At 50.8% G+C, this 19,990-nt stretch carries 20 protein-coding genes, 1 tRNA gene and 1 other annotated feature; of the genes, 18 read left to right on the top strand and 3 right to left on the bottom strand.

Annotated elements, in window-relative coordinates:
- Positions 1 to 2 precede the first annotated feature (2 nt).
- The 15 genes from pdxT to M655_RS00455 all read left to right on the top strand — a co-directional run bounded on the left by pdxT (position 3) and on the right by M655_RS00455 (position 16,079).
- Positions 3 to 578: a pyridoxal 5'-phosphate synthase glutaminase subunit PdxT gene (gene pdxT, locus M655_RS00525; RefSeq protein WP_005833556.1), complete on the top strand. Its 576-nt coding sequence runs from the start codon at positions 3 to 5 to the stop codon at positions 576 to 578.
- A gap of 136 nt (positions 579 to 714) precedes the next feature.
- Positions 715 to 936, top strand: a binding site (T-box leader).
- Between the two features lie 52 nt (positions 937 to 988).
- Positions 989 to 2,269 carry a serine--tRNA ligase gene (serS, locus tag M655_RS00520; RefSeq protein WP_005833557.1) on the top strand — a complete coding sequence of 427 codons (1,281 nt, stop codon included), beginning with the start codon at positions 989 to 991 and terminating at the stop codon, positions 2,267 to 2,269.
- A gap of 484 nt (positions 2,270 to 2,753) precedes the next feature.
- Positions 2,754 to 4,361 (top strand): malate synthase A, encoded by a 1,608-nt coding sequence (gene aceB, locus M655_RS00515; protein ID WP_005833558.1) that lies wholly within the window; start codon positions 2,754 to 2,756, stop codon positions 4,359 to 4,361.
- Positions 4,362 to 4,397: 36 nt separating this feature from the next.
- Complete coding sequence (aceA, locus tag M655_RS00510; RefSeq protein ID WP_005833559.1) at positions 4,398 to 5,687, top strand: isocitrate lyase; 1,290 nt, start codon at positions 4,398 to 4,400, stop codon at positions 5,685 to 5,687.
- Positions 5,688 to 5,948: 261 nt separating this feature from the next.
- Positions 5,949 to 7,046 (top strand): ABC transporter substrate-binding protein, encoded by a 1,098-nt coding sequence (locus tag M655_RS00505; RefSeq protein ID WP_005833560.1) that lies wholly within the window; start codon positions 5,949 to 5,951, stop codon positions 7,044 to 7,046.
- On the top strand, positions 7,036 to 7,869 hold the full coding sequence (locus M655_RS00500; protein ID WP_005833562.1) for an alkaline phosphatase family protein: 834 nt from the start codon (positions 7,036 to 7,038) through the stop codon (positions 7,867 to 7,869). The genes M655_RS00505 and M655_RS00500 overlap by 11 nt, the downstream gene beginning before the upstream one ends.
- A gap of 36 nt (positions 7,870 to 7,905) precedes the next feature.
- Positions 7,906 to 8,751: an ABC transporter permease gene (locus M655_RS00495; protein ID WP_005833563.1), complete on the top strand. Its 846-nt coding sequence runs from the start codon at positions 7,906 to 7,908 to the stop codon at positions 8,749 to 8,751.
- Positions 8,748 to 9,536, top strand: a complete 789-nt coding sequence (locus M655_RS00490) for an ABC transporter permease (protein ID WP_005833565.1) — start codon at positions 8,748 to 8,750, stop codon at positions 9,534 to 9,536. The genes M655_RS00495 and M655_RS00490 overlap by 4 nt, the downstream gene beginning before the upstream one ends.
- Positions 9,536 to 10,555, top strand: a complete 1,020-nt coding sequence (locus M655_RS00485; RefSeq protein WP_007776224.1) for an ABC transporter ATP-binding protein — start codon at positions 9,536 to 9,538, stop codon at positions 10,553 to 10,555. Before M655_RS00490 ends, M655_RS00485 begins: the two co-directional genes overlap by 1 nt.
- Positions 10,539 to 11,339 carry a DeoR/GlpR family DNA-binding transcription regulator gene (locus M655_RS00480; RefSeq protein ID WP_005833566.1) on the top strand — a complete coding sequence of 267 codons (801 nt, stop codon included), beginning with the start codon at positions 10,539 to 10,541 and terminating at the stop codon, positions 11,337 to 11,339. The genes M655_RS00485 and M655_RS00480 overlap by 17 nt, the downstream gene beginning before the upstream one ends.
- Complete coding sequence (locus M655_RS00475; protein WP_005833568.1) at positions 11,333 to 12,331, top strand: histidinol phosphate phosphatase domain-containing protein; 999 nt, start codon at positions 11,333 to 11,335, stop codon at positions 12,329 to 12,331. The genes M655_RS00480 and M655_RS00475 overlap by 7 nt, the downstream gene beginning before the upstream one ends.
- Before the next feature lie 438 nt (positions 12,332 to 12,769).
- Positions 12,770 to 12,846, top strand: a tRNA-Arg gene (locus M655_RS00470).
- A 629-nt stretch (positions 12,847 to 13,475) separates the two neighbouring features.
- Positions 13,476 to 14,273 carry a hypothetical protein gene (locus tag M655_RS00465; RefSeq protein ID WP_026556981.1) on the top strand — a complete coding sequence of 266 codons (798 nt, stop codon included), beginning with the start codon at positions 13,476 to 13,478 and terminating at the stop codon, positions 14,271 to 14,273.
- A gap of 139 nt (positions 14,274 to 14,412) precedes the next feature.
- The gene (locus M655_RS00460; RefSeq protein WP_005830599.1) at positions 14,413 to 14,946 is read left to right on the top strand and encodes a hypothetical protein; all 534 of its coding nucleotides are present in this window, start codon (positions 14,413 to 14,415) and stop codon (positions 14,944 to 14,946) included.
- A gap of 473 nt (positions 14,947 to 15,419) precedes the next feature.
- Positions 15,420 to 16,079: a hypothetical protein gene (locus M655_RS00455; protein ID WP_007776252.1), complete on the top strand. Its 660-nt coding sequence runs from the start codon at positions 15,420 to 15,422 to the stop codon at positions 16,077 to 16,079.
- Positions 16,080 to 16,178: 99 nt separating this feature from the next.
- On the opposite strand, the gene M655_RS00450 is transcribed toward M655_RS00455, so the two are convergent.
- A complete protein-coding gene (locus tag M655_RS00450) occupies positions 16,179 to 16,592 on the bottom strand; it encodes a DoxX family protein (protein WP_005830591.1) in 414 nt (137 codons plus the stop codon).
- A 200-nt stretch (positions 16,593 to 16,792) separates the two neighbouring features.
- On the opposite strand from M655_RS00450, the gene M655_RS00445 reads away from it, so the two are divergent.
- Positions 16,793 to 17,143, top strand: a complete 351-nt coding sequence (locus M655_RS00445; RefSeq protein WP_005830589.1) for a winged helix-turn-helix transcriptional regulator — start codon at positions 16,793 to 16,795, stop codon at positions 17,141 to 17,143.
- 176 nt (positions 17,144 to 17,319) lie between these two features.
- On the opposite strand, the gene M655_RS00440 is transcribed toward M655_RS00445, so the two are convergent.
- A complete protein-coding gene (locus tag M655_RS00440; RefSeq protein WP_005830587.1) occupies positions 17,320 to 17,682 on the bottom strand; it encodes a helix-turn-helix domain-containing protein in 363 nt (120 codons plus the stop codon).
- Positions 17,683 to 17,849: 167 nt separating this feature from the next.
- Between M655_RS00440 and M655_RS00435 the strand changes: the two genes are divergently transcribed.
- Positions 17,850 to 18,068: a helix-turn-helix domain-containing protein gene (locus tag M655_RS00435; RefSeq protein ID WP_005830585.1), complete on the top strand. Its 219-nt coding sequence runs from the start codon at positions 17,850 to 17,852 to the stop codon at positions 18,066 to 18,068.
- A 31-nt stretch (positions 18,069 to 18,099) separates the two neighbouring features.
- On the top strand, positions 18,100 to 18,303 hold the full coding sequence (locus M655_RS00430) for a hypothetical protein (RefSeq protein ID WP_005830582.1): 204 nt from the start codon (positions 18,100 to 18,102) through the stop codon (positions 18,301 to 18,303).
- A gap of 141 nt (positions 18,304 to 18,444) precedes the next feature.
- Here the strand turns inward: M655_RS00430 and nagE are convergent, their stop codons facing one another.
- Entirely contained in the window at positions 18,445 to 19,884 is a 1,440-nt protein-coding gene (nagE, locus tag M655_RS00425; protein WP_026556980.1) for an N-acetylglucosamine-specific PTS transporter subunit IIBC, read from the bottom strand.
- Positions 19,885 to 19,990 lie beyond the last annotated feature (106 nt).

Here is a 19,990-nt window from a genome sequence, read left to right as displayed (position 1 = left end):
GAATGAAAATCGGTGTACTCGCTTTGCAAGGGGCTGTAGCAGAACACTTGCGCATGCTGGAAGAAGCAGGGGCGACAGCCGTTCCCGTAAAAAAGGTGGAAGAACTGGACGAGCTGGACGGATTGGTTCTCCCAGGCGGAGAAAGCACGACGATCAGCAAGCTGATGCACAAGTACGGATTCATGGAGGCGCTCCAAGAGTTCGGAAAAGCAGGAAAGCCGATCTTCGGCACTTGTGCAGGCGCGATTCTTTTGGCCAAACAGATCGAGGGGCAAGATGATTGCCATCTCGGGCTGATGGCTATCAAGGTGGAGCGCAACGCGTTTGGCCGCCAAAAGGAGAGCTTCGAGGTGACAATGCCTGTGGCTGGTGTGGGTGCAGATTACCCGGCAGTGTTCATCCGGGCGCCATATATTATGGAAGTCGGAGAAAACGCAGAAGTGCTGGCCAAGTACGAAGAAAAGATCGTGGTAGCACGAGAAGGCCACTATCTGGCGGCCGCCTTTCACCCGGAATTGACGGAAGATGCAAGACTGCACAAATACTTCCTCGACATGGTGAAAGAATACAGAAGCTAATAAAAGCCAAGCTTGCATGAAAAGATCGGCATTGACAAAATGCCGGTCTTTTCTTTTTGGTACAAGATGATGGCGGAGCGCCCTTTACATACGTATAGAACCTGTAGTACAGTTAACAATAGAAGTATGTATGAATGAGAATGCGATGATGAGAACAAGTACTTCACATCAACCTGGTGTAGAGAGTCGGTGGTAGGTGCGAACCGATCCGGTATGTGAGGGAATCCATCTCGGAGTGGCAAAGGAATGAACTTTGCCCGGAACCGTCCCGTTATGACGGATGGAGTGGATAGATGCGCCAGGGTTGGGCATGTATCAACGAGGGTGGCAACGCGGGTACACAACACTCGTCCCTTATTAGGGGACGGGTGTTTTTTGCATTTTTATTATGGATTCGGAGGGATTCGAACATGTTGGACGTAAAAGTACTGCGGCAAGATTTGGAGGAAGTAAAACGCCGTTTGGCGCATCGCAATGAAGATATTTCCGCTCTGGATCAATTTGCAGAGGTCGATGAAAAACGCCGCCAAGTGATTCAGGAAGCAGAGGCGCTGAAAAATAAACGGAATACCGTGTCTGAGCAAGTAGCAGTCATGAAGCGGAACAAAGAGAATGCCGACCACCTGATCGCGGAAATGAAAGAAGTAAACGAACGCATCAAGAAGCTGGACGAAGAGCTGCGCAAGCTGGATGAGCAGTTGGAATTCATTTTGCTGAGCTTGCCAAACCTGCCGCACGAAAGCACGCCGATTGGGACTTCTGAAGACGACAACGTGGTGGCATGGACGTGGGGCGAGCCGCGCAGCTTTGGCTTCGAGACCAAACCGCATTGGGAGCTGGCCAGCCAGGCAGGGATTCTCGATTTTGAGACGGCTGCAAAAGTAACCGGAAGCCGCTTTGTCTTTTACAAAGGACTGGGAGCTCGCCTGGAGCGCGCATTGATGAACTTCATGATGGACCTGCATGCCACCGAGCACGGATACGAGGAAGTCATCCCGCCATACATCGTAAACCGCGCAAGCATGACCGGAACCGGACAGTTGCCGAAGTTTGAGGAAGATGCTTTCAAGCTGGAGGGACCAGACTACTTCCTGATTCCTACCGCAGAGGTGCCTGTCACCAACATGCACCGGGATGAAATTATGGATGGAGCAGATTTGCCGCGATACTATGCTGCTTTCAGCGCTTGTTTCCGTTCGGAAGCGGGATCGGCTGGTCGCGATACACGCGGGCTGATTCGCCAGCACCAATTCAACAAAGTGGAGTTGGTGAAATTCGTCAAACCGGAAGATTCGTATGATGAGCTGGATAAGCTGGTGAAAAACGCAGAGAAGGTACTGCAACTGCTTGGACTTCCGTACCGTGTCATGAGCATGTGCACGGGCGACCTCGGATTTACGGCAGCGAAGAAATTCGATCTGGAGGTATGGATTCCAAGCTCGAATACGTACCGCGAAATCTCGTCTTGCTCGAACTTCGAAGACTTCCAGGCTCGCCGCGCCAATATTCGTTTCCGCCGCGACACCAAATCGAAGCCGGAATTCGTGCATACACTGAACGGCTCGGGCCTCGCCATCGGCCGTACAGTAGCGGCGATTTTGGAAAACTACCAGGAAGCGGACGGAAGCATCACCATTCCGGAAGTGCTGCGTCCGTACATGGGCGGAGTAGCAAAAATCGAGCCGAAATAAGCGGGGGGAAGAACCCCATAAATAAGCACAGCAGCCTTTGATCTTTGTTTGGATCAGAGGCTGCTTTCTTTTTGGGCGGCGAAAAGGCGAGAGAGCAGGGGGAAAAGGCAGCTTGGAAAATGTGTTCTAATACAGTTATAATTTTTAGAAAATTGTGTTGCACTGTACTAATCTCTGTTATATAATAAAAACAAATCAAAAGAACATTGTTTTAATACAGATATGGAGGGAATGGGAAATGGACTGCTATCGGTGTGAAGGAAACGGCGAACAGAATTGCCCACGATGCGGAGGCGTTGGTCATGATGACAACGGAGCGGCTTGCCATCATTGCTTGGGGGACGGACATGTGAGCTGCAGTCATTGCAGTGGCAGCGGATATCAGGATTAAGCCATTTTTTTGAATCTTCTGTACTATAATAATTGGACAAAATTCGATCTGTACCATAATAATTCAGATGTTATCAAGGGAAGGTGAACAGGTTTGACTACGATTCCAACCAATCCATATCCGCTGGAAATTCAGATTACCGGCGAGATGCGCTCCGGCTTCGAGGATATTCTCACACCGGAAGCGATCCAGTTCGTCATCAAGCTGGAGCAAAAATTCGGCGACAGAAGGCAGCAATTGCTTGCCGCTCGCGAGGAACGCCAATTGAAAATAGATGCGGGGCAACTGCCCGACTTTTTGCCGGAAACAGCCGAGATTCGCAACGGAGATTGGACGGTAGCTCCGCTTCCGCATGATCTGCTGGATCGCCGAGTGGAGATTACCGGGCCGTCCGGCGACCGCAAAATGGTTATCAACGCACTCAATTCGGGCGCACGTCTCTTCATGGCAGACTTTGAGGACGCAAACTCGCCTACTTGGGAAAATACGATTCAAGGCCAGATCAACATGAAGGACGCTGTCCGCCGCAACATCTCATACACCAGCCCGGAAGGAAAGCAATACACCCTCAATGAGAAGACAGCGGTATTGATCGTACGGCCGCGTGGCTGGCACCTCGACGAAAAACACATCCTTCTCGATCAAAAGCCGATTTCCGGCAGCCTGCTCGACTTTGGCCTCTACTTTTACCACAACGTCGATGCCTTGATCGCGAACAAGACAGCCCCGTACTTCTACTTGCCGAAGCTGGAAAGCCACCTGGAAGCGCGCCTCTGGAACGATGTATTTGTGTTCGCTCAGGAGGAGCTGAATATTCCGCGCGGGACGATTCGGGCGACGGTTCTGATCGAAACGATTCTCGCTGCCTTTGAGATGGATGAGATTTTGTATGAGCTGCGGGAGCATAGTGCAGGCCTGAATTGCGGGCGTTGGGATTACATTTTCAGCTACATTAAAAAGCTGCGGAATCAGCCGGATGTCATCACCCCTGACCGGGCGCAAGTGACGATGACGGTTCCGTTTATGAGGGCCTACACCACTTTGGCGGTGAAAACGTGCCATAAACGCCAGGCTCCTTGCATCGGCGGGATGGCGGCCCAGATTCCGGTGAAAAACGACCCGGTCAAAAATGAAGAAGCGCTCGCCAAAGTACGCGCTGACAAGGAGCGGGAAGCTTACGACGGGCACGACGGCACGTGGGTAGCCCATCCCGCACTGGTGCCGGTGGCAATGGAAGTTTTCAACCGTTTGATGAGAGAGCCGAACCAAATCTGGTATAAACGCGAGGATGTGCAGGTGTCGGCAAGCGACCTGCTGGCTGTACCAGAGGGCGTCATCACAGAAGAAGGCGTGCGCACCAACATCAGCGTAGGCTTGCAGTACATCGAAGCGTGGCTGCGCGGGTATGGCGCAGTGCCGATCCACAATCTGATGGAGGATGCGGCGACCGCGGAAATTTCCCGGGCTCAGGTGTGGCACTGGATTCGCCATCGACAAGGTGTGCTCCAGGATGGCCGAAAGATCACCGAGGGTCTGGTCAAGCAATGGCTGAGCGAGGAATTGCAGGCATTGAAACAAGCGATTGGCCAGGAGCGTTATGAAAACAGCAAATTTCAGGTTGCCGGCGAGCTGTTCCTGAAGCTGGTGACAGAGGACGACTTCGAAGATTTTCTGACTGTACCGGGCTATCGCTATCTTTAATAACAATCATAAAAAAACGAGTGGGGGAAAAAGAAAATGAGCAAACAAACAAAGCAGGAAGCGATTCAACAGATTGAACAAAGCTGGCAAACCGAGCGTTTCCAGGGAATTACCCGGACGTATTCGGCTGAGGACGTTTACCGTCTGCGCGGGTCTGTGCAAATCGAGCATACGTTGGCTCGGTTGGGTGCGGAGCGACTGTGGAACCTGCTGCATACCGAGCATCACATCAAAGCGTTGGGGGCTTTGACCGGGAATCAGGCCATCCAGCAAGTAAAAGCGGGACTGAAGGCGATTTACTTGAGCGGCTGGCAAGTGGCGGCAGACGCGAACCTCTCCGGTCAAATGTATCCCGATCAAAGCCTCTACCCGGCAAACAGCGTTCCTCATGTCGTAAAAAGAATCAACCAGGCTCTGCAGCGTGCAGACCAGATCGACCAATCCGAAGGCGGTACAGATACGTACTGGTTTGCTCCGATTGTCGCTGACGCGGAAGCGGGCTTCGGCGGGCCACTGAACGTGTTTGAGCTGATGAAAAGCATGATCGAAGCGGGAGCTGCCGGCGTGCATTTTGAAGACCAGCTCGCTTCCGAGAAAAAATGCGGCCACATGGGCGGGAAAGTGCTGATCCCGACGCAGGCTGCTGTCCGCAACCTGATTTCCGCTCGCTTGGCTGCTGACGTCATGGGCGTTCCGACCATCATCGTAGCGCGTACAGACGCAAACGGCGCTTTCCTGATTACGAGCGACGTCGATCCGCAAGACCAGCCGTTTCTCACCGGCGAGCGCACTCCAGAAGGCTTTTTCCGCCTCCGCGGGGGGCTGGACGCGGCGATTGCCCGCGGACTCGCTTACGCTCCGTATGCAGACCTGATCTGGTGTGAAACTTCCGAGCCAAACCTGGAGGAAGCACGCCGCTTTGCAGAAGCGATCCATGCCCAATATCCAGGCAAGCTGCTGGCCTACAACTGCTCCCCGTCCTTCAACTGGAAGAAAAAGCTCGACGAGGAATCGATCGCTCGCTTCCAGGAGGAGCTGGGAGAGATGGGCTACAAGTTCCAGTTCGTAACGCTCGCAGGCTTCCACGCCCTGAACTACGGCATGTTCGAGCTGGCGCGCGGCTACCGCGATCGCGGAATGGCTGCTTACTCCGAATTGCAGCAGGCTGAATTTGCAAGCGAGGTTCACGGCTATACCGCGACTCGCCATCAGCGTGAAGTTGGCACTGGCTATTTCGATGAAGTAGCGCAAGTGATCGCTGGCGGAACTTCTTCGACCACAGCTTTGACCGGGTCGACAGAAGAAGAGCAGTTCGCTCACAACTAAACAGAAGAAGCACGATAAACGGACTAGGGGTGCGACTACCCCTAGTTCTTCTTCGTTTTTCAACAAGAGTGAAAACGATCATCGCTTTTTTTCGGACGCGACGCGGTTCTCTGGCAGCAGAGGGCCGCTTTTCTTTTTTTCACAGAGTCTTAATCGCTTCTTTACAACCCATTTATATCAGTTTCATTTTGGTTGTTTACGATGATAGACGAAAAAACAAAACGATCAAACACAAATAAAAACGAAAAGGGGCCTTAAAAGATGAGAGGGAACCAGTTGGGCTGGAAACGAACCGTTGCTGTCGTAACATCCGTTTTACTGCTTGCCGGATGTGCCACCGAGACGAAATCAGACGCTACTCTGGATACGTCGCAATTGACCCTGGAGCAAATCGTGGAAAAAGCGAAGCAGGAGGGCGAAGTCAACTCTGTAGGGATGCCGGACACGTGGGCAAACTGGGGAGAGACATGGGGCAATCTCCAGAAGGAATACGGCTTGAAGCATACGGACACCGACATGTCGAGCGCAGAGGAATTGGCCAAGTTTGAAGCAGAAAAAGAAGACGCCACAGCAGATATCGGCGACGTGGGCATCGCATTTGGACCGTTAGCCAAACAAAAAGGGCTGACGCTGCCTTACAAAACCTCCTACTGGAACGACATTCCCGACTGGGCAAAGGACGATGAAGGGCACTGGGTGCTCGGCTATACTGGAACGCTCGCTTTTCTCACCGACAAGACCAAAGTGCAAAATCCTCCCAAGTCGTGGGCTGATCTGAAAAGCGGAAGCTACAAGATCGCGATTGGCGACGTCATGAAAGCGAATCAGGCGCAGTTTGCCGTTCTGGCCGCCGCTTATGCCCACGGGGGAGACGAGAAAAATATTCAGCCCGGCGTTGACTTTTTTGCTGACCTGGCGAAAAACAAGCGACTCAGCACGAGCGACCCGAGCCTTGCCAATCTGGAAAAGGGCGAAATCGAAGTCGCCATCGTGTGGGACTTCAACGCGCTCGGCTACCGTGACAAAATCGACAAAAACCGCTTTGACGTCATCATCCCGGAAGAAGCATCGGTCAGCAGCGGGTACGCTACGCTTATCAACAAGTACGCCAAGCATCCGCACGCCGCGATGCTGGCACGTGAATACATCCTCTCCGATGCCGGACAGTCCAATCTGGCTCGCGGCTATGCCAGACCCATTCGCGCGAATGCCAAGCTTGACGAGTCTGCCAAGGCCAAGCTGCTCCCGGAAGAAATGTACAAAAATGCGCGTCCGGTTGGCGATTTGAATGCATGGGAAGAGACAGCGAAAAAATTGCCGCAGCTATGGCAAGAGCAGGTGTTGATCCATGTCCGCTAACAAGCTCGCCATGATTGTGCTCGACGGATTGAGATTCGACACGGCTGTCTCGCACATGGGGTACATGCATCATCTGGTCGAGTACGGCTTCGCTGCCCGCTTCCAGGTGCGCTCGGAATTGCCCAGTCTCTCCCGGCCTTTGTACGAGGTTCTTTTGACGGGAACCCCTGCGTGGAAAAACGGGATTTCCAGCAATCAGGCGGTGCGGCTTTCGCATCAGGAGAGTCTGTTCCACCTGACGCGCAAAAACGGGATGTCCAACGCTGCTGCCGCTTATTGCTGGGTGAGCGAGCTGTACAACAAGGCTCCGTTCAGCCCGTTTCACGACCGCATCCAGTTGAACACGGACAAGCCGATACAACACGGGATGTTTTACTGGGAAGATCACTATCCGGATACTCACCTGTTTGCCGACGCCAACTTTTTGTTGCATGGATTCAATCCGGATTTTCTTTACGTCCACTCCATGAACATTGACGATGACGGCCACAAGCATACGGCGGATTCCGCGCGCTATCGCAACCGCGTTCTGGCGGCAGATTCGATCCTGGCAAACGTGCTTCCCGAGTGGATCGACGCGGGCTATCAAATAATCGTAACAGCCGATCACGGAATGACAGCGGACGGAAATCACGGCGGTACGTCTAGCGCTGACCGGGACGTTCCCCTGTTTGTCATCAGCAACCGGGTATCTCCGGGGATACGCGAGGTGGCGATCCCGCAATTGCAGGTGGCTCCGTTTGCCTGCCAACTGCTCGGCATCTCCCCCTCGGAAGCGATGCAGCCATTGACGGTATCCGGGCAGAGCAAGACGTCTCCCTGAGGGGGCGTCTTTTCCGCTCAGAAAGGAGCTTTTGCGATGAAACGATTTGTCAGCATGCTTTTGGTCACGACGATTCCGTTTTTTGCGATGATCGCGCTGTTTCTGCTCGCCCCGTTGCTTTCCATGATCGGTGGGAGCTTTCAGGCCGAAGGGGACGGCGGTTTTACATTCAGTCACTATCGCGAGATTTTTGCCAATCCGTACTACTTGCAGGCATTTGAAAACAGCGTGCTCATCTCGCTCTTGTCTTCGCTCATCGGAATCGTCGCTGCTGTTTTCGCTACCTATGCGATTACCCGCTTCCCGCAGTCTCTGCAACAGCGAGTGCTCGTCATTACGAACCTGACCTCCAATTTTGCAGGTATCCCGCTCGCTTTTGCCTTCATTGTCCTGTTGGGCAACAGTGGCCTGTTTGTTTTGCTCGCGAAGCAACTGGGGATTGATTTCGGACAATCGTTTACGCTTTATTCGTGGAGCGGGTTGACGCTTGTTTATATTTACTTTCAACTGCCTTTGGCAGTGATGCTGCTGTATCCTCTGTACCACGCCATTCAGAAGCAGTGGATGGAAGCGGCCGAGCTGCTTGGGGCAAGCCCCTGGAATTTTTGGCTGCGGATCGGTTTCCCGGTACTGCTGCCAGGCATCGTCGGCACATTCAGCATTTTGTTTGCCAACGCGATGGGGGCCTATGCTTCGGCTTACGCGCTCACCGGGAGCAACTACAATCTCGTGCCGATTCGGATTGGCGCGCTCGTCTCCGGCGACATTTTTGCCAGACCCGAGCTTGGTAGCGCGCTTGCTGTCCTGCTCGGCCTGACGCTTGCCGCAGCCCTGCTCGTGAACGAGTGGCTGACGCGGAAGATACGGAGGGATTTGTCTTGAAGCGGATTGGTTTGCCGTCCTTGTCGTTTGCGTTGGTCATGCTGTATTTGTTTTTGCCTGTAGCGGCTACCGTGCTGTATTCGCTGGCAACCGAGTGGAACAGCACGGTTTTGCCGGAAGGGCTTACGGGAAAATGGTTCGCGGAGCTGTATGGCGACCCGCGGTTTTTGCAGGCATTCGGACGCTCCTTTTTGCTTAGCTCCCTGACGACTGTCGCTGCCGTCGTCATTATCGTTCCGGCTGTTTTTTCAATCGTCGTCTACGCTCCCCGGCTGGAGAGGCTCGTTCAGCTTTTTGTCATGCTCACCTACGCCGTTCCGGGTGTCATTATGGCGGTCGGCCTGATTCGCACTTATTCAGGCAGCGGGATTCCGATGATTTTCATCACGGCCGGAGCGTATCTGGTCGGTCTGCTGCCGTATCTGTATCAAGGAACGCGGAACAGCCTGCTTGCTCTGCAAGCCCGTTCGTTGATGGAGGCGGCCGAGCTGCTGGGCGCGAGCCGCTGGCAGGCGTTCGTGCGGATTATCGTTCCGGATATCATGTCCGGGATTCTCGTGTCTGCGCTCTTGTCGTTCTCTATTTTGTTCGGGGAATTTGTCCTGATTAACATTTTGGTGGGCGGCAGATTCGAAACCTTGCAGTTGTATTTGTACGCCAAGCTATCGACAAGCGGGCATATCGCCAGCGCGATTACCGTCACTTATTTTGCCCTGATGGCTGTCATCACCGGGCTGATTGTAAAATTCACGCGCCGAAGTTTCGCACGCAAGGAGGTTTCTTGATGAGTTACGTCCAAATCGAACATCTGTCCAAAACCTTTCACGGCCAAAACGTGCTGAAGCAGCTCGAGCTTGCCATTGAAAAAGGCGAGCTGGTTACCTTGCTTGGCCCCAGCGGGTGCGGCAAAAGTACGTTGCTCCGCATCCTCAGCGGTCTGACTGCCCCTGATACGGGCACGATCTACATTGACGGCAAAGACGTGACAGACGTGTCGCCCAAAAACAGGGAGATCGGCATGGTGTTCCAATCGTATGCGCTTTTTCCCAATCTGACGGTCAGTCAAAACATTGCCTTTGGCCTGGAAATGAACAAAATCCCGAAGGCGGACATTCGGCAGCGCGTGCAGGAAATGATCGAACTGGTGGGGCTTACGGGAAAAGAGCAAAACTATCCGCGTGAATTGTCTGGCGGTCAGCAGCAGCGCGTGGCACTCGCCCGTTCTCTGGTCACGCGGCCCAAGGTGCTTCTGCTGGACGAGCCGCTCAGTGCGCTGGATGCGCAGATTCGCAAAAATTTGCAAAAGCAACTGCGCACGATTCAACGCGAGCTGAACATGACGACGGTGCTGGTGACGCACGATCAGGAAGAGGCCATGGCTGTCAGTGACCGCATCTACATCATGAATGGCGGACGAATCGTTCAGCACGGCAGTCCGCATGAGATATACACCCAGCCACGCTCGGAATTTGTCGCCCGTTTTATCGGGAATTACAACGTACTGACCGCCGAGCAGTTGAACCGAATCGCGCCTGATCTGGCCGCTCCGGCAGCCGAACGCTTCGCCATCCGTCCGGAGACGTTTCGCGAACAGCGGATGGCTGCGGAGGACATCCGCTTGACCGGAAATATTGCCCATGTAACCATGCTCGGCAACGTTACCCGTTACGAGCTGAACATTGGCGAAGTTCCCGTGCTGGTGGACTCCCTGCACCTGTCCTATGAGCCGGAGCAGGCAGGCGCAACCAAAACATTGTACTTATGTCCCAAGGATGTGATTCCGCTTTATGACACTATTGCCTGAAGAACGACAGCAAGTGATTTTGGACGAACTGAACCGCCACGGTAAAATTCAGGTGATGAATCTGGCCAAAAGCCTGGCAGTGACGCCGGAGACTATTCGGCGCGATCTGGACCAACTGGAACAGCAGCGCATGCTAAAGCGAGTGTACGGAGGAGCCATCCCTTATCATTTGGCGAATCGGGAGCCGCACTTTGAAAAGAAACAGGCGATTCAACAGGCGGCGAAAACGAAAATCGGGCAAATCGCGGCTGAGCTTTTATCTGACGGAGACACGATCGCGCTCGACGTCGGGACGACGACACTGGAGCTGGCGCGTGCGATCAAGGGTCTAAACCAGTTGACGATTGTCACCAATTCGCTGCCTGCTGCTTCTTTGTTAAACGAGCTGTTGGAAGCAAACCAATTCAACGGGCAGGTAATTATGCTGGGCGGCCTGACCCATCCCGCGCAACAATCCGTCGCCGGGGCGTTTACGTGCGAGCTGCTCTCGCGCTTTCATTTTGACAAAGCGTTTATTTCCTGCGGAGGAATGACGGCTGACGGCTTTACCGACTACGACATGGAAGAAACGTTGTGCTCCACCATGATGGTGCAACGCGCCGAGCAAGTCTACGTATTGGGGGACGCCTCCAAGATCGGCCAAACGCAATTTTTCCGCATTTGCGGCTGGGCGGATGTCAGCGCGGTCGTCTGTGACCAGCCGATGCCGGATGAATGGCTCTCGTCGGGCATGCAAACCACATGGATAAGCGAACATCCGCGAAGGAGAGACTTCCCATGCTGATCGACTACCATCTTCATCTGGAAGAAGGGCCTTATTCGTTGCGTTGGCTCGAGCGTACCAATGCGGCTCTCGACTACTTTTACCCGTTGACTGAACCTCGACATACCCGCGCCTGGCTGCAGGACAGTCTGGCGCGATTAAATAACCGTTTGTCTCTGGGCGCATACGATCCGTCCTGGCTCGATCTGTATTTGCGGGAGGCGCTGCACAAAGGCTTGAAGGAAGTGGGGATTGTCGATCATTTATACCGCTTTCGCGAAGCCCGTCCGTACTTTGAGCAGTTTATGGAGCTTGGCGACACTGATTTGGGCCGTTTGCAGCGCACCTGGCTCAATCAAGTGTGTACCGAGAGCCTCGGCGACTTTTGCGCCGCCATCGAGGCAGCAAAGCCGCGCTGGGCGGCAAGCGGCGTGGAGCTGCGGCTGGGGATCGAAGCGGATTACTTCGTCGGCGGGGAAGCGGAATTGCAGCGTTTGCTGACAGGCGCTTCGTGGGATTATGTAATCGGCTCTGTTCACTTTTTGCACGGATGGGGCTTCGACAATCCCGAGACGCGCCATCTGTTTGAGCAGCATGACCTGAAGCAGCTATACGCGGACTTTTTCCACACGGTCGAATGCATGGTCAAAAGCGGGCTGTTCGACTTTGTCGCCCATCTGGACAATCTGAAAGTGTTCTCCTATCGCCCTGCGGAGTCGGAGCTTGTTTCGTATTACTACAGAATCGCCGCCGCTTTGAAAGAAACGGATACGGCGACCGAGATCAACGCGGGGCTGTATTACCGCTATCCCGTACAGGAGATGTGCCCCAGCCCGGCTTTTCTGGACGTTCTCGTGGCCCATGGCGTTCCGCTGACGCTCTCGTCGGATGCGCATTTTCCCGACGATATCGGGAGGTATGTGGCGGCGAATTTGGAGACGATTCGTGCGCTTGGGGTGGCGGAGGTTGCTACTTTTTCTGGTCGTCAACGGGTTATGAAGTCGATTCGGTAGAGCCGGTTAGCCGGTTGTAGGTGCTGGGTGGAGCGGGGGCCTGGCTGTTGCTGTGATTGTTTGGCCAGATTGGATTGGCGGTTTGTGTGGGCTGGATAGGGGAAGTAGTTTGATTTGGGCAGGTGTATTTTTTGATGCCAAAAGCCTTGGGATTCGGGGATTCCAAGGCTTTTGGCGTTGGCGGTGATTTCGCTTTTGGAACCTTCCCGTGATCTGGCGCCCAACCAAGTACAATTGCTATGGGCATGGCGATAAATCGTAACCGGGAAGGTGTTGGTAGTGTCTTGATGTTTTTGGTTGTGGTGGCGTGTGGTGTAATCGTGTTGCAGTAGGCTGCGAAGATGGCCGCTGGATTTGCCAAAAAGTAGTCGGGTGCATATAATAAGAAGGTGGGTGAAGCGTCAGCCGAATGCTTTTGCCACGCCACTAACGATATATGTCCCCGTAGCTCAGCAGGATAGAGCAACGGTTTCCTAAACTGTAGGTCGGAGGTTCGAATCCTCTCGGGGACGCCATACATGAAAAAGCCTTGAGCTATCAAGGCTTTTTTCTATTTTTATGGGGCGATTGAAAATCAGCAGTTTATGTTTTGAAATGAGGTTTACTGTGGTTTCAATCGGCATGAAACTGTTGGTGTAATTGTCCAACGAGGTGTCGAATTTATCATTTGGAGGAGAAATGATGATTAGAGTAGTTACCTGTACGGGGATTTGAAAACGATAATATTGTTCCGTCAATGCTAAGTCTAGAGGATCGTATAGTTTTTCTGGTGCGCAAAAACATTGGACATGAAGAAATGTACTTCGATAAGCTTGTGAAATACAATGTACTTTCAAATGAGTTTGACGAGTGGTTTTTTACGAAGCCAGTTGGTGTTGCAAGTAATCATTAGTGGAACTCATTTTATGTACTATGCCTCAACAGAATGGGACCATAATGATGTATGCATAGTGATATTAATAAAGTGATATTAATAATTTGTGAATAACATTTAGAAAAATCAATTTTCTGCAAGTATAGTCGTTTATCCAACACTAACGAGATTTTATATAAGTTTATTATTATATAATTTTATTGCTTCACAAAATACAATATGTTATATTTTGCCTTGTAAAAAATTACATTTTTAGAAGGGTTGTACAAAATGAAAAAATTCCTTTCTGCATTCCTTGCTTTTTCTATGCTTGCGCTTGCTGTCACACCAGTTTCAGCAAGCAAAAGTCAAACAGCAATAACAAGCGAAACACAAGTTCAGGCCGAAGCGTACAAGGGTGTCAAGCACTTGAACGAAGAGTCCGACGAGTCTTTAATTAAGTTGAACGAAAGAACAGAAGATATTGGCGTAAATCAATCTGAAAGTAAAAACGAACTAAGAAGAGGAGGAGTCATAAGCACAGTTGCCAGGAGTATCCTGTATTCAAAACGTATAAAATTCATATTAAAAAATGGAGATGAACTTTTCTTTGACCAAGAAGATCCAGATAAAGCGGGTGAGGCTCTAAAAGAGTACTATCTGGACAATGGCACTTTTGATAGAGGAGACATTCGTGATCGAGGAGAAGGATTACCAAAATCTTCGGCTATCATTAGGTTTTATGATTTACCGAATAGTTCAGAACAAGTGTACTTAGCCTATGGGGACGTAACTATGGGAATGCTGCACATTGTTACGAGACACTTCCCAGAGTACTGGTCGACATTTAGTACATATCAAAAGGCAAAAAATTCATTTTTTAATCCGGGTACTGAATTCTCTTACGTTGAAGATGTTATTGAAAGCGTGATTGATTATTCGTTTAACGGGAAGGAAATGGCGAAAAACATCAATAACAAAAAAGTAATCCCATATGATGGATATCATAAAGGCAAGGTATACAGAGTCATCATGTCAGGTGAGCGTGTGGTTTCTGTATTCCCTATTAGTTATAATCAAGCGGAATAGATAACAAATCCCAACGAAAAGAAAGCCTTTATCTAGAATGGATAAGGCTTCTTTCTCACATTTCACGAAAAATATCGCGAAAATACCGTACTATAGTGTGGAATATAACGAAAAATAAGATAAGGGAGTTCCTATGAATATGATTGATATGAAGCTATACATTACTCTCCCCTCAGATAACATCGATTTTCGCTGTATCGAAAAAGTTCTTATCCCTATTCAAAACAAAACTGAAATTCAGAGAGCTATTGATCCAAGCGATAGCAATTTTATGGAAGCACTGGTGATTACGAGTCAGGGTAAACAAGTATCTGATTTCCGGTTTTGCGAAGCCAGGCTGCTCACGCAACTGATTGCATTGGTTGAGGATTACTACCTAAGTGCTGAAAAAGCAATTAGCGATAACGTTTACGGGTTAAGTGTAATCACAATTGGTTTGAGGAAAACAGGTGAAAATAAGCTGTTGTTGACAGCAACAAGAGACGGAAACAGGATTGTACAGGTTGAACTACCAGAGAAAGAATTGATAGATAATCTGTTTTCACTAGCTAAGGAATATTTCTCCTATCTTATTGAATATGGGATTTCTACGTCATTTCATGCAAAAGAACTATCCATTGTTTGCGAGTATGAAACCAGGTACAAGGATATTTACAGAAAAAGTCTTGATTAAGATTAACCCGAGTGATTTCAAGGAAGGAATCACTCGGGAGTCAAAAGTAGTCTCGTCTGCTTGACTGACATTTATATACAGATCATCTAGAATTCTAAATGCTAATGGACGAAAATACCTTTGTGGATCACTCCGTTTTTTAGCCAATTGAAAACAAAGTAACGTTCAGAAAAATCGTTTTTTTTTTGGAAACAAAACATCATCAAACAACGTACTAACATTAGTGAAAATCATCCCGCCCTCTTGAATCATATCCTTCATCGAGCGAATTGCGATTGTTATTGTCGATGAGCAATGTTTGCTTCTTCCTTTTCGCTCTCCAATCGACTAAGCTCCCAATCAGCAAAAGACCCACGCAAATGATTGTGACCAGTAACCAGACAGGCATAGCTAGCACCTCCGTTCTTATTAGTTCGACTCTAAAAATGTAAAAATGTTGCAGCAATGAAAAGATAAAGCAGGAGGCATGACCCATGAGACGATTAGTATGTATGGCAATGGCCGTAATGACAGCGAGCATACTTGCAATCGGCTGTTCCCCCGAGGCGAGTGTTCCCGTGCCCCCGGAGGCCAAACCGACAGACGGGCAGCAGCCAAAACCAGAGTCCCCTGTCCAAAACGAGAACAACGGAGCGGGGCAAAACGAAGCGAACAACGAGAAGCCATTGCCAGCAGAGCAGCCGGGTTTAACAGCGCAACTGATTTTAGACGACAACTTTTTAAAGCTGCTCGCAAATAACGAAATCAACGGCTTCGATATTGCGATCGGAATGAAAAAGGAAGAAGTCGTCAAGCGGTACGGCGCGGTGGTCAAGAAAGACTTCTTGGATGGCGGGCAGTATGCTGTCCTGGAAAAACTGGACGATGGCATCGTCTTTTTTGACGGGGCGGATCGCGTATATGCGATTGACTTGGAAGGCAGTCGCTTGGGGACGGCCACACTGGAAGCGATTCAGCAGGGATGGGGTACGCCTGTAGATGAAGGCGAAAGCATGGTAGACGGGGAGTATCTGCTTCTGTATGAAGCGGGGGACAACTCGGTGTTTATCAGTGCGGAAAACAAGAACTCGCCGCCAGAAAAGATCAGGATCATCAACAAAAAAATGCTGGATGAGTTCCCGCAAAAATTTTAATGGCTCCCCGGTTCCGGCCCATTGTGAAAAAGCCAGTGGAGAAGGCAGACACACCGCCTTTTGCTCACTGGCTTTTTTGCGTGGGATCAAGAGGCTACGCTACACCTTACCCGATCTTTTTCCAAACAAAATTTGATCGAGTCCAAACTTGGAGCTGCCGCTAATGCTGAGCGCGAGCAGGATGGCGAACAGCGCAAGCTCCAGCTCATAGCCAGCGCCGCTTTCTCCACCCATGAAGCCGGCTGCCAGCTTTGCTTTGGCAACGGCACCAATCATGACGACAGCCAGCGCGGCGGAAAAGACGCGAGTGCCAAGTCCGGCGATCAGGGCGATCCCGCCGACAACCTCCAGGAAAGCAACCAGATAGGCGATAAATGCAGGCAGTCCCAGCGTGCCAAAGAATCCGGCCACGTTTTCGAGTCCCATCTGAAATTTGGCGACGCCGTGGATGGCAAACGTAAGGCCAACGACGATGCGCAAAACAAGAGCGCTCCATTCAAAACGATTTTCCATGTATGATTACCTCCGAATCAGTTTATATCAGTAACATAGTTACTTTTCGTTAGTAAGTATATATTAATTATTGTATATGTCAATACGTTATGGAAAATTTACAAACGCTGGAAAGTGCGAATTATTAGGCACAAAGTAATCATTCATTTTGATGGATTGAAGAAAGAGCGGTATACTGAAAGGAGAATGAGGTGATACGAATGAAACAGTCTTCCCTCTGTCCGAAGTTTGAAAAAGGCATGCAACTGCTGGGAAAACGATGGACAGGGTTAATCTTGTACCAGTTGCTTTCTGGACCACAGCGTTTCTGTGCGTTGGAAGGGGCCCTGCCGGTAAGCGGAAGGCTACTTTCTGAACGGCTGAAAGACCTCGAAAAAGAAGGGCTTGTGCATCGGCAAGTGTTTACAGACTCGGCGCCTGTACGGGTAGAATATTCTTTGACAGAGATGGGGAAGGCTCTGGAGCCAGTAATCAAGGGGATCGAATCATGGGCCCAGAGCTGGATTGAGCTGGACCAGACGACAGCGCAGAGTAAAGCAGAACATACATGAAAAAAAGGCTTCGCCGGGCTGTTGACGGAGCCTGTGTTGTACGTATTTCATTCCACGCAAAAACCCCTGTGGCCCAGGGGTTTTCTAATGCCTATACCATTTGAACGCGATGACGAAGCGCTTCAGCGTCCGTTTGCCCCTCCACGATCAGGTTGGAGAGAGGTTTTCACGGTTCTCTAGTTGTCTTCTTGCGACCCGTTCTGTCTCGATTTCCATTTTACAAATTCGATATGCCGCTTGATTTCGGTAAGTTCCTCTTCCGTTAACCCGTCTATGTCCAAGAAGGGAATAGGTGTTTCCCGCACAGATGCTTGCCGCCAAAATGGCGTGGGGTTATCTGTTCTTCCATGAAGGTAATCGGTCGATACGTCAAACAGGTCGGCGACTTTGGAGATCAACTGGGAATCTACGCCTTTCTTTTCGCCCGATTCAATTCGCGACAAAACTGTGTTGTGAATGCCAAGCTTTTCAGCTAATTGGATTTGTGACCACTGCTTTTGCTCGCGCAGCCATTTTATCCTTTGACCGACTATGGACATCGTGAAACCACCTTTTTCGTTTTGGCAATATCATTCTAACAATTTTCCATAACGGAAAAAACAAGATTGCTAAAACGACAAATAATGTGTTGACTTTGCTGAAATTGAAACGATATCATGTAACTATAAATATTTGCCATTTCTGCAAAGGAAGAGGGAAACTGAATATGGAACGTCTAAACCTCCCATTTATCGCAAAACGTAGGAGTGAGTGCAAGCTCACGCTGCAGGAAATGGCGGAGTCACTCGGTTTTCGCAATGCTTCCACATACTTGAAGTACGAGAAGGGAGAGTACGATTTCAAGGCAAACCATCTGCCGATTTTAGCAAAGAAGCTGAAATGTAGCCTGAATGAACTTTTTATGAGTTTGTTTTTGTTGTTTTAGCAAAGGTATATCAGATAAGGGGTGGGTGGAATTGGAAGCATGGGAGGCGAATAGGAGACAGCTTGAATTATGGAAAAAAACATTATCCTACGAAATCGAGATGATGGCGCCATACAGCGAATCGGCATGCGCAGGGTTTTTGGATCGGCTCATGCGGTTTGAAACCGAGTTGGAGCAAAAGGAGCTGTTCCCGTCAGAACGGGCGCTCGTTGGCTCCAATGCCCGGCATTTTTAGAGAAGCTGCGTCATTTTTTCCGGGTTCATGAGGCAGGCAAAACCAAGCATCTCATTCGAACGAGGGGACTCTATGCCAATACGAAAAAGCCCGGTACGGCTGTTGCCAATACCGGGCATATTTATTGGGGAAAAGCAAAGCCTACAGCTTTTTGATTTCGTCCTTCAACAGCTCGGACTGCGTCCCGAAGACGACCTGCACGCTGCCCTGGCCGAGCTTCATGACTCCTGCTGCCCCCAGGTCTTTCAACCCTTTTTCATTGACGATCTTGTCGTTTTTCAGCACGAGGCGCAGGCGGGTAATGCACGCGTCGACGCTGACGATGTTTTCTTTTCCGCCGATGAGGGCGAGCACTTTTAGCGCCTTTTCCTGCGTGGAGTTGCTGCCGGAAGCTGCGCTTTCCACTACTTCATCGTCTTCGCGCCCCGGCGTTTTGATGTTGAACTTGACGATCAGGATACGGAACAGGAAGTAGTAAACGACGGCAAACGCCAGACCGATCGGAATGATCCACCATGCGTTTGTGGAGAGCGGGAAGTTCAGTCCGTAGTCAATCAGACCCGCGGAGAAGCCAAATCCGTGCTTGATGCCCATCGCGGTCACGATATACCCGGAAACCCCGGTCAAAATCGCATGCAGCACATACAGCAGCGGAGCGGCGAACATGAACGCGAACTCCAACGGCTCGGTAATCCCGGTCAGGAAGGAAGCGAGCGCGGTACCGATGAACACAGAAGCGATTGCTTGGCGTTTTTCCGGCTTGGCTGAGTGAATGATGGCCAAGGCGGCCGCTGGCAGCGCGAACATCATGATCGGGAAGAAGCCTGTCATGAACATGCCTGCTGATTTGTCGCCAGCGAAGAAGCGGTGCAGGTCGCCGTGTACGACTTTCCCGGTCGTGTCGGTAAAATCGCCAATCTGGAACCAGGCAATTGCGTTGAGCACGTGGTGCAGACCGAATGGAATGAGCAAACGGTTAAAGAAGCCGAACAGACCTGCTCCAAGAGCGCCAAGGCTGACAATCCAGTTCCCCATATTGTTGAGCGCGTCCTGGATCGGACCCCAGATGATCCCGAACAACAGACCGATGATAACCATGCTAAGCGAAGTGATGATCGGTACGAATCGTTTGCCGCCGAAAAATCCGAGCCACTCCGGTAGCTTGATGTTATGGTAGCGGTTGTAGCAGTAGGAAGCGACTCCGCCCGCCAAAATACCGCCAAGCACTCCCATGTTCAGCTTGACGTCGTCCGCGATAAACGGCATGGCAGCGGGAACTTTGGAAAGCACCGAGGTTAACACCATGTAGGCGATCACGGCAGCCAGTGCGGCGACGGCATCCCCGGCAAGCCCGATCGCGACACCGACGGCGAAAATCAGCGGCAGGTTGTCAAAGATGGCCGATCCGCCTGCGAACAAAAAGGGCGCGATGTACTGATTCAAAAAACCGCCAACAGATTCGCCGAGACGAAATTCAGTCACGTAGTTGATGGCGCCAAAGCGGAGCAAAAGCGCCGCTGCTGGCAAGGTGGCGACGGGAAGCATGAGTGCTTTCCCAATCCGTTGCAAAAAGGCAAGCATAAGTAAAACCTCCTTGGAATGAGATGTCTATCAAAAAAGCTGCTCTCCGGATGAGTACAAGAGATGAGGACATAACAAACAGGCCGGAGAGAAACTGTTTTGATCG

It is taken from the genome of Brevibacillus sp. NSP2.1 (assembly GCF_000470975.2).
GTDB classification, from domain to species: Bacteria; Bacillota; Bacilli; order Brevibacillales; family Brevibacillaceae; genus Brevibacillus; species Brevibacillus agri.
The sequence above is the reverse complement of the archived record's forward strand: the minus strand, read 5'-3'. Positions and strand labels throughout refer to the sequence as shown.

What these genes read in the sequence shown, in the direction of transcription:
- M655_RS00465 (WP_026556981.1), top strand. Translation starts at nt 13,476, where the DNA reads ATGAAAAAATTCCTTTCTGCATTCCTTGCTTTTTCTATGCTTGCGCTT.
- M655_RS00485 (WP_007776224.1), top strand. Translation starts at nt 9,536, where the DNA reads ATGAGTTACGTCCAAATCGAACATCTGTCCAAAACCTTTCACGGCCAA.
- M655_RS00495 (WP_005833563.1), top strand. Translation starts at nt 7,906, where the DNA reads ATGAAACGATTTGTCAGCATGCTTTTGGTCACGACGATTCCGTTTTTT.
- serS (WP_005833557.1), top strand. Translation starts at nt 989, where the DNA reads ATGTTGGACGTAAAAGTACTGCGGCAAGATTTGGAGGAAGTAAAACGC.
- M655_RS00455 (WP_007776252.1), top strand. Translation starts at nt 15,420, where the DNA reads ATGAGACGATTAGTATGTATGGCAATGGCCGTAATGACAGCGAGCATA.
- aceA (WP_005833559.1), top strand. Translation starts at nt 4,398, where the DNA reads ATGAGCAAACAAACAAAGCAGGAAGCGATTCAACAGATTGAACAAAGC.
- M655_RS00445 (WP_005830589.1), top strand. Translation starts at nt 16,793, where the DNA reads ATGAAACAGTCTTCCCTCTGTCCGAAGTTTGAAAAAGGCATGCAACTG.
- M655_RS00460 (WP_005830599.1), top strand. Translation starts at nt 14,413, where the DNA reads ATGATTGATATGAAGCTATACATTACTCTCCCCTCAGATAACATCGAT.
- nagE (WP_026556980.1), bottom strand. Translation starts at nt 19,884, where the DNA reads ATGCTTGCCTTTTTGCAACGGATTGGGAAAGCACTCATGCTTCCCGTC.
- M655_RS00435 (WP_005830585.1), top strand. Translation starts at nt 17,850, where the DNA reads ATGGAACGTCTAAACCTCCCATTTATCGCAAAACGTAGGAGTGAGTGC.
- M655_RS00450 (WP_005830591.1), bottom strand. Translation starts at nt 16,592, where the DNA reads ATGGAAAATCGTTTTGAATGGAGCGCTCTTGTTTTGCGCATCGTCGTT.
- pdxT (WP_005833556.1), top strand. Translation starts at nt 3, where the DNA reads ATGAAAATCGGTGTACTCGCTTTGCAAGGGGCTGTAGCAGAACACTTG.
- M655_RS00505 (WP_005833560.1), top strand. Translation starts at nt 5,949, where the DNA reads ATGAGAGGGAACCAGTTGGGCTGGAAACGAACCGTTGCTGTCGTAACA.
- M655_RS00480 (WP_005833566.1), top strand. Translation starts at nt 10,539, where the DNA reads ATGACACTATTGCCTGAAGAACGACAGCAAGTGATTTTGGACGAACTG.
- M655_RS00475 (WP_005833568.1), top strand. Translation starts at nt 11,333, where the DNA reads ATGCTGATCGACTACCATCTTCATCTGGAAGAAGGGCCTTATTCGTTG.
- M655_RS00500 (WP_005833562.1), top strand. Translation starts at nt 7,036, where the DNA reads ATGTCCGCTAACAAGCTCGCCATGATTGTGCTCGACGGATTGAGATTC.
- M655_RS00440 (WP_005830587.1), bottom strand. Translation starts at nt 17,682, where the DNA reads ATGTCCATAGTCGGTCAAAGGATAAAATGGCTGCGCGAGCAAAAGCAG.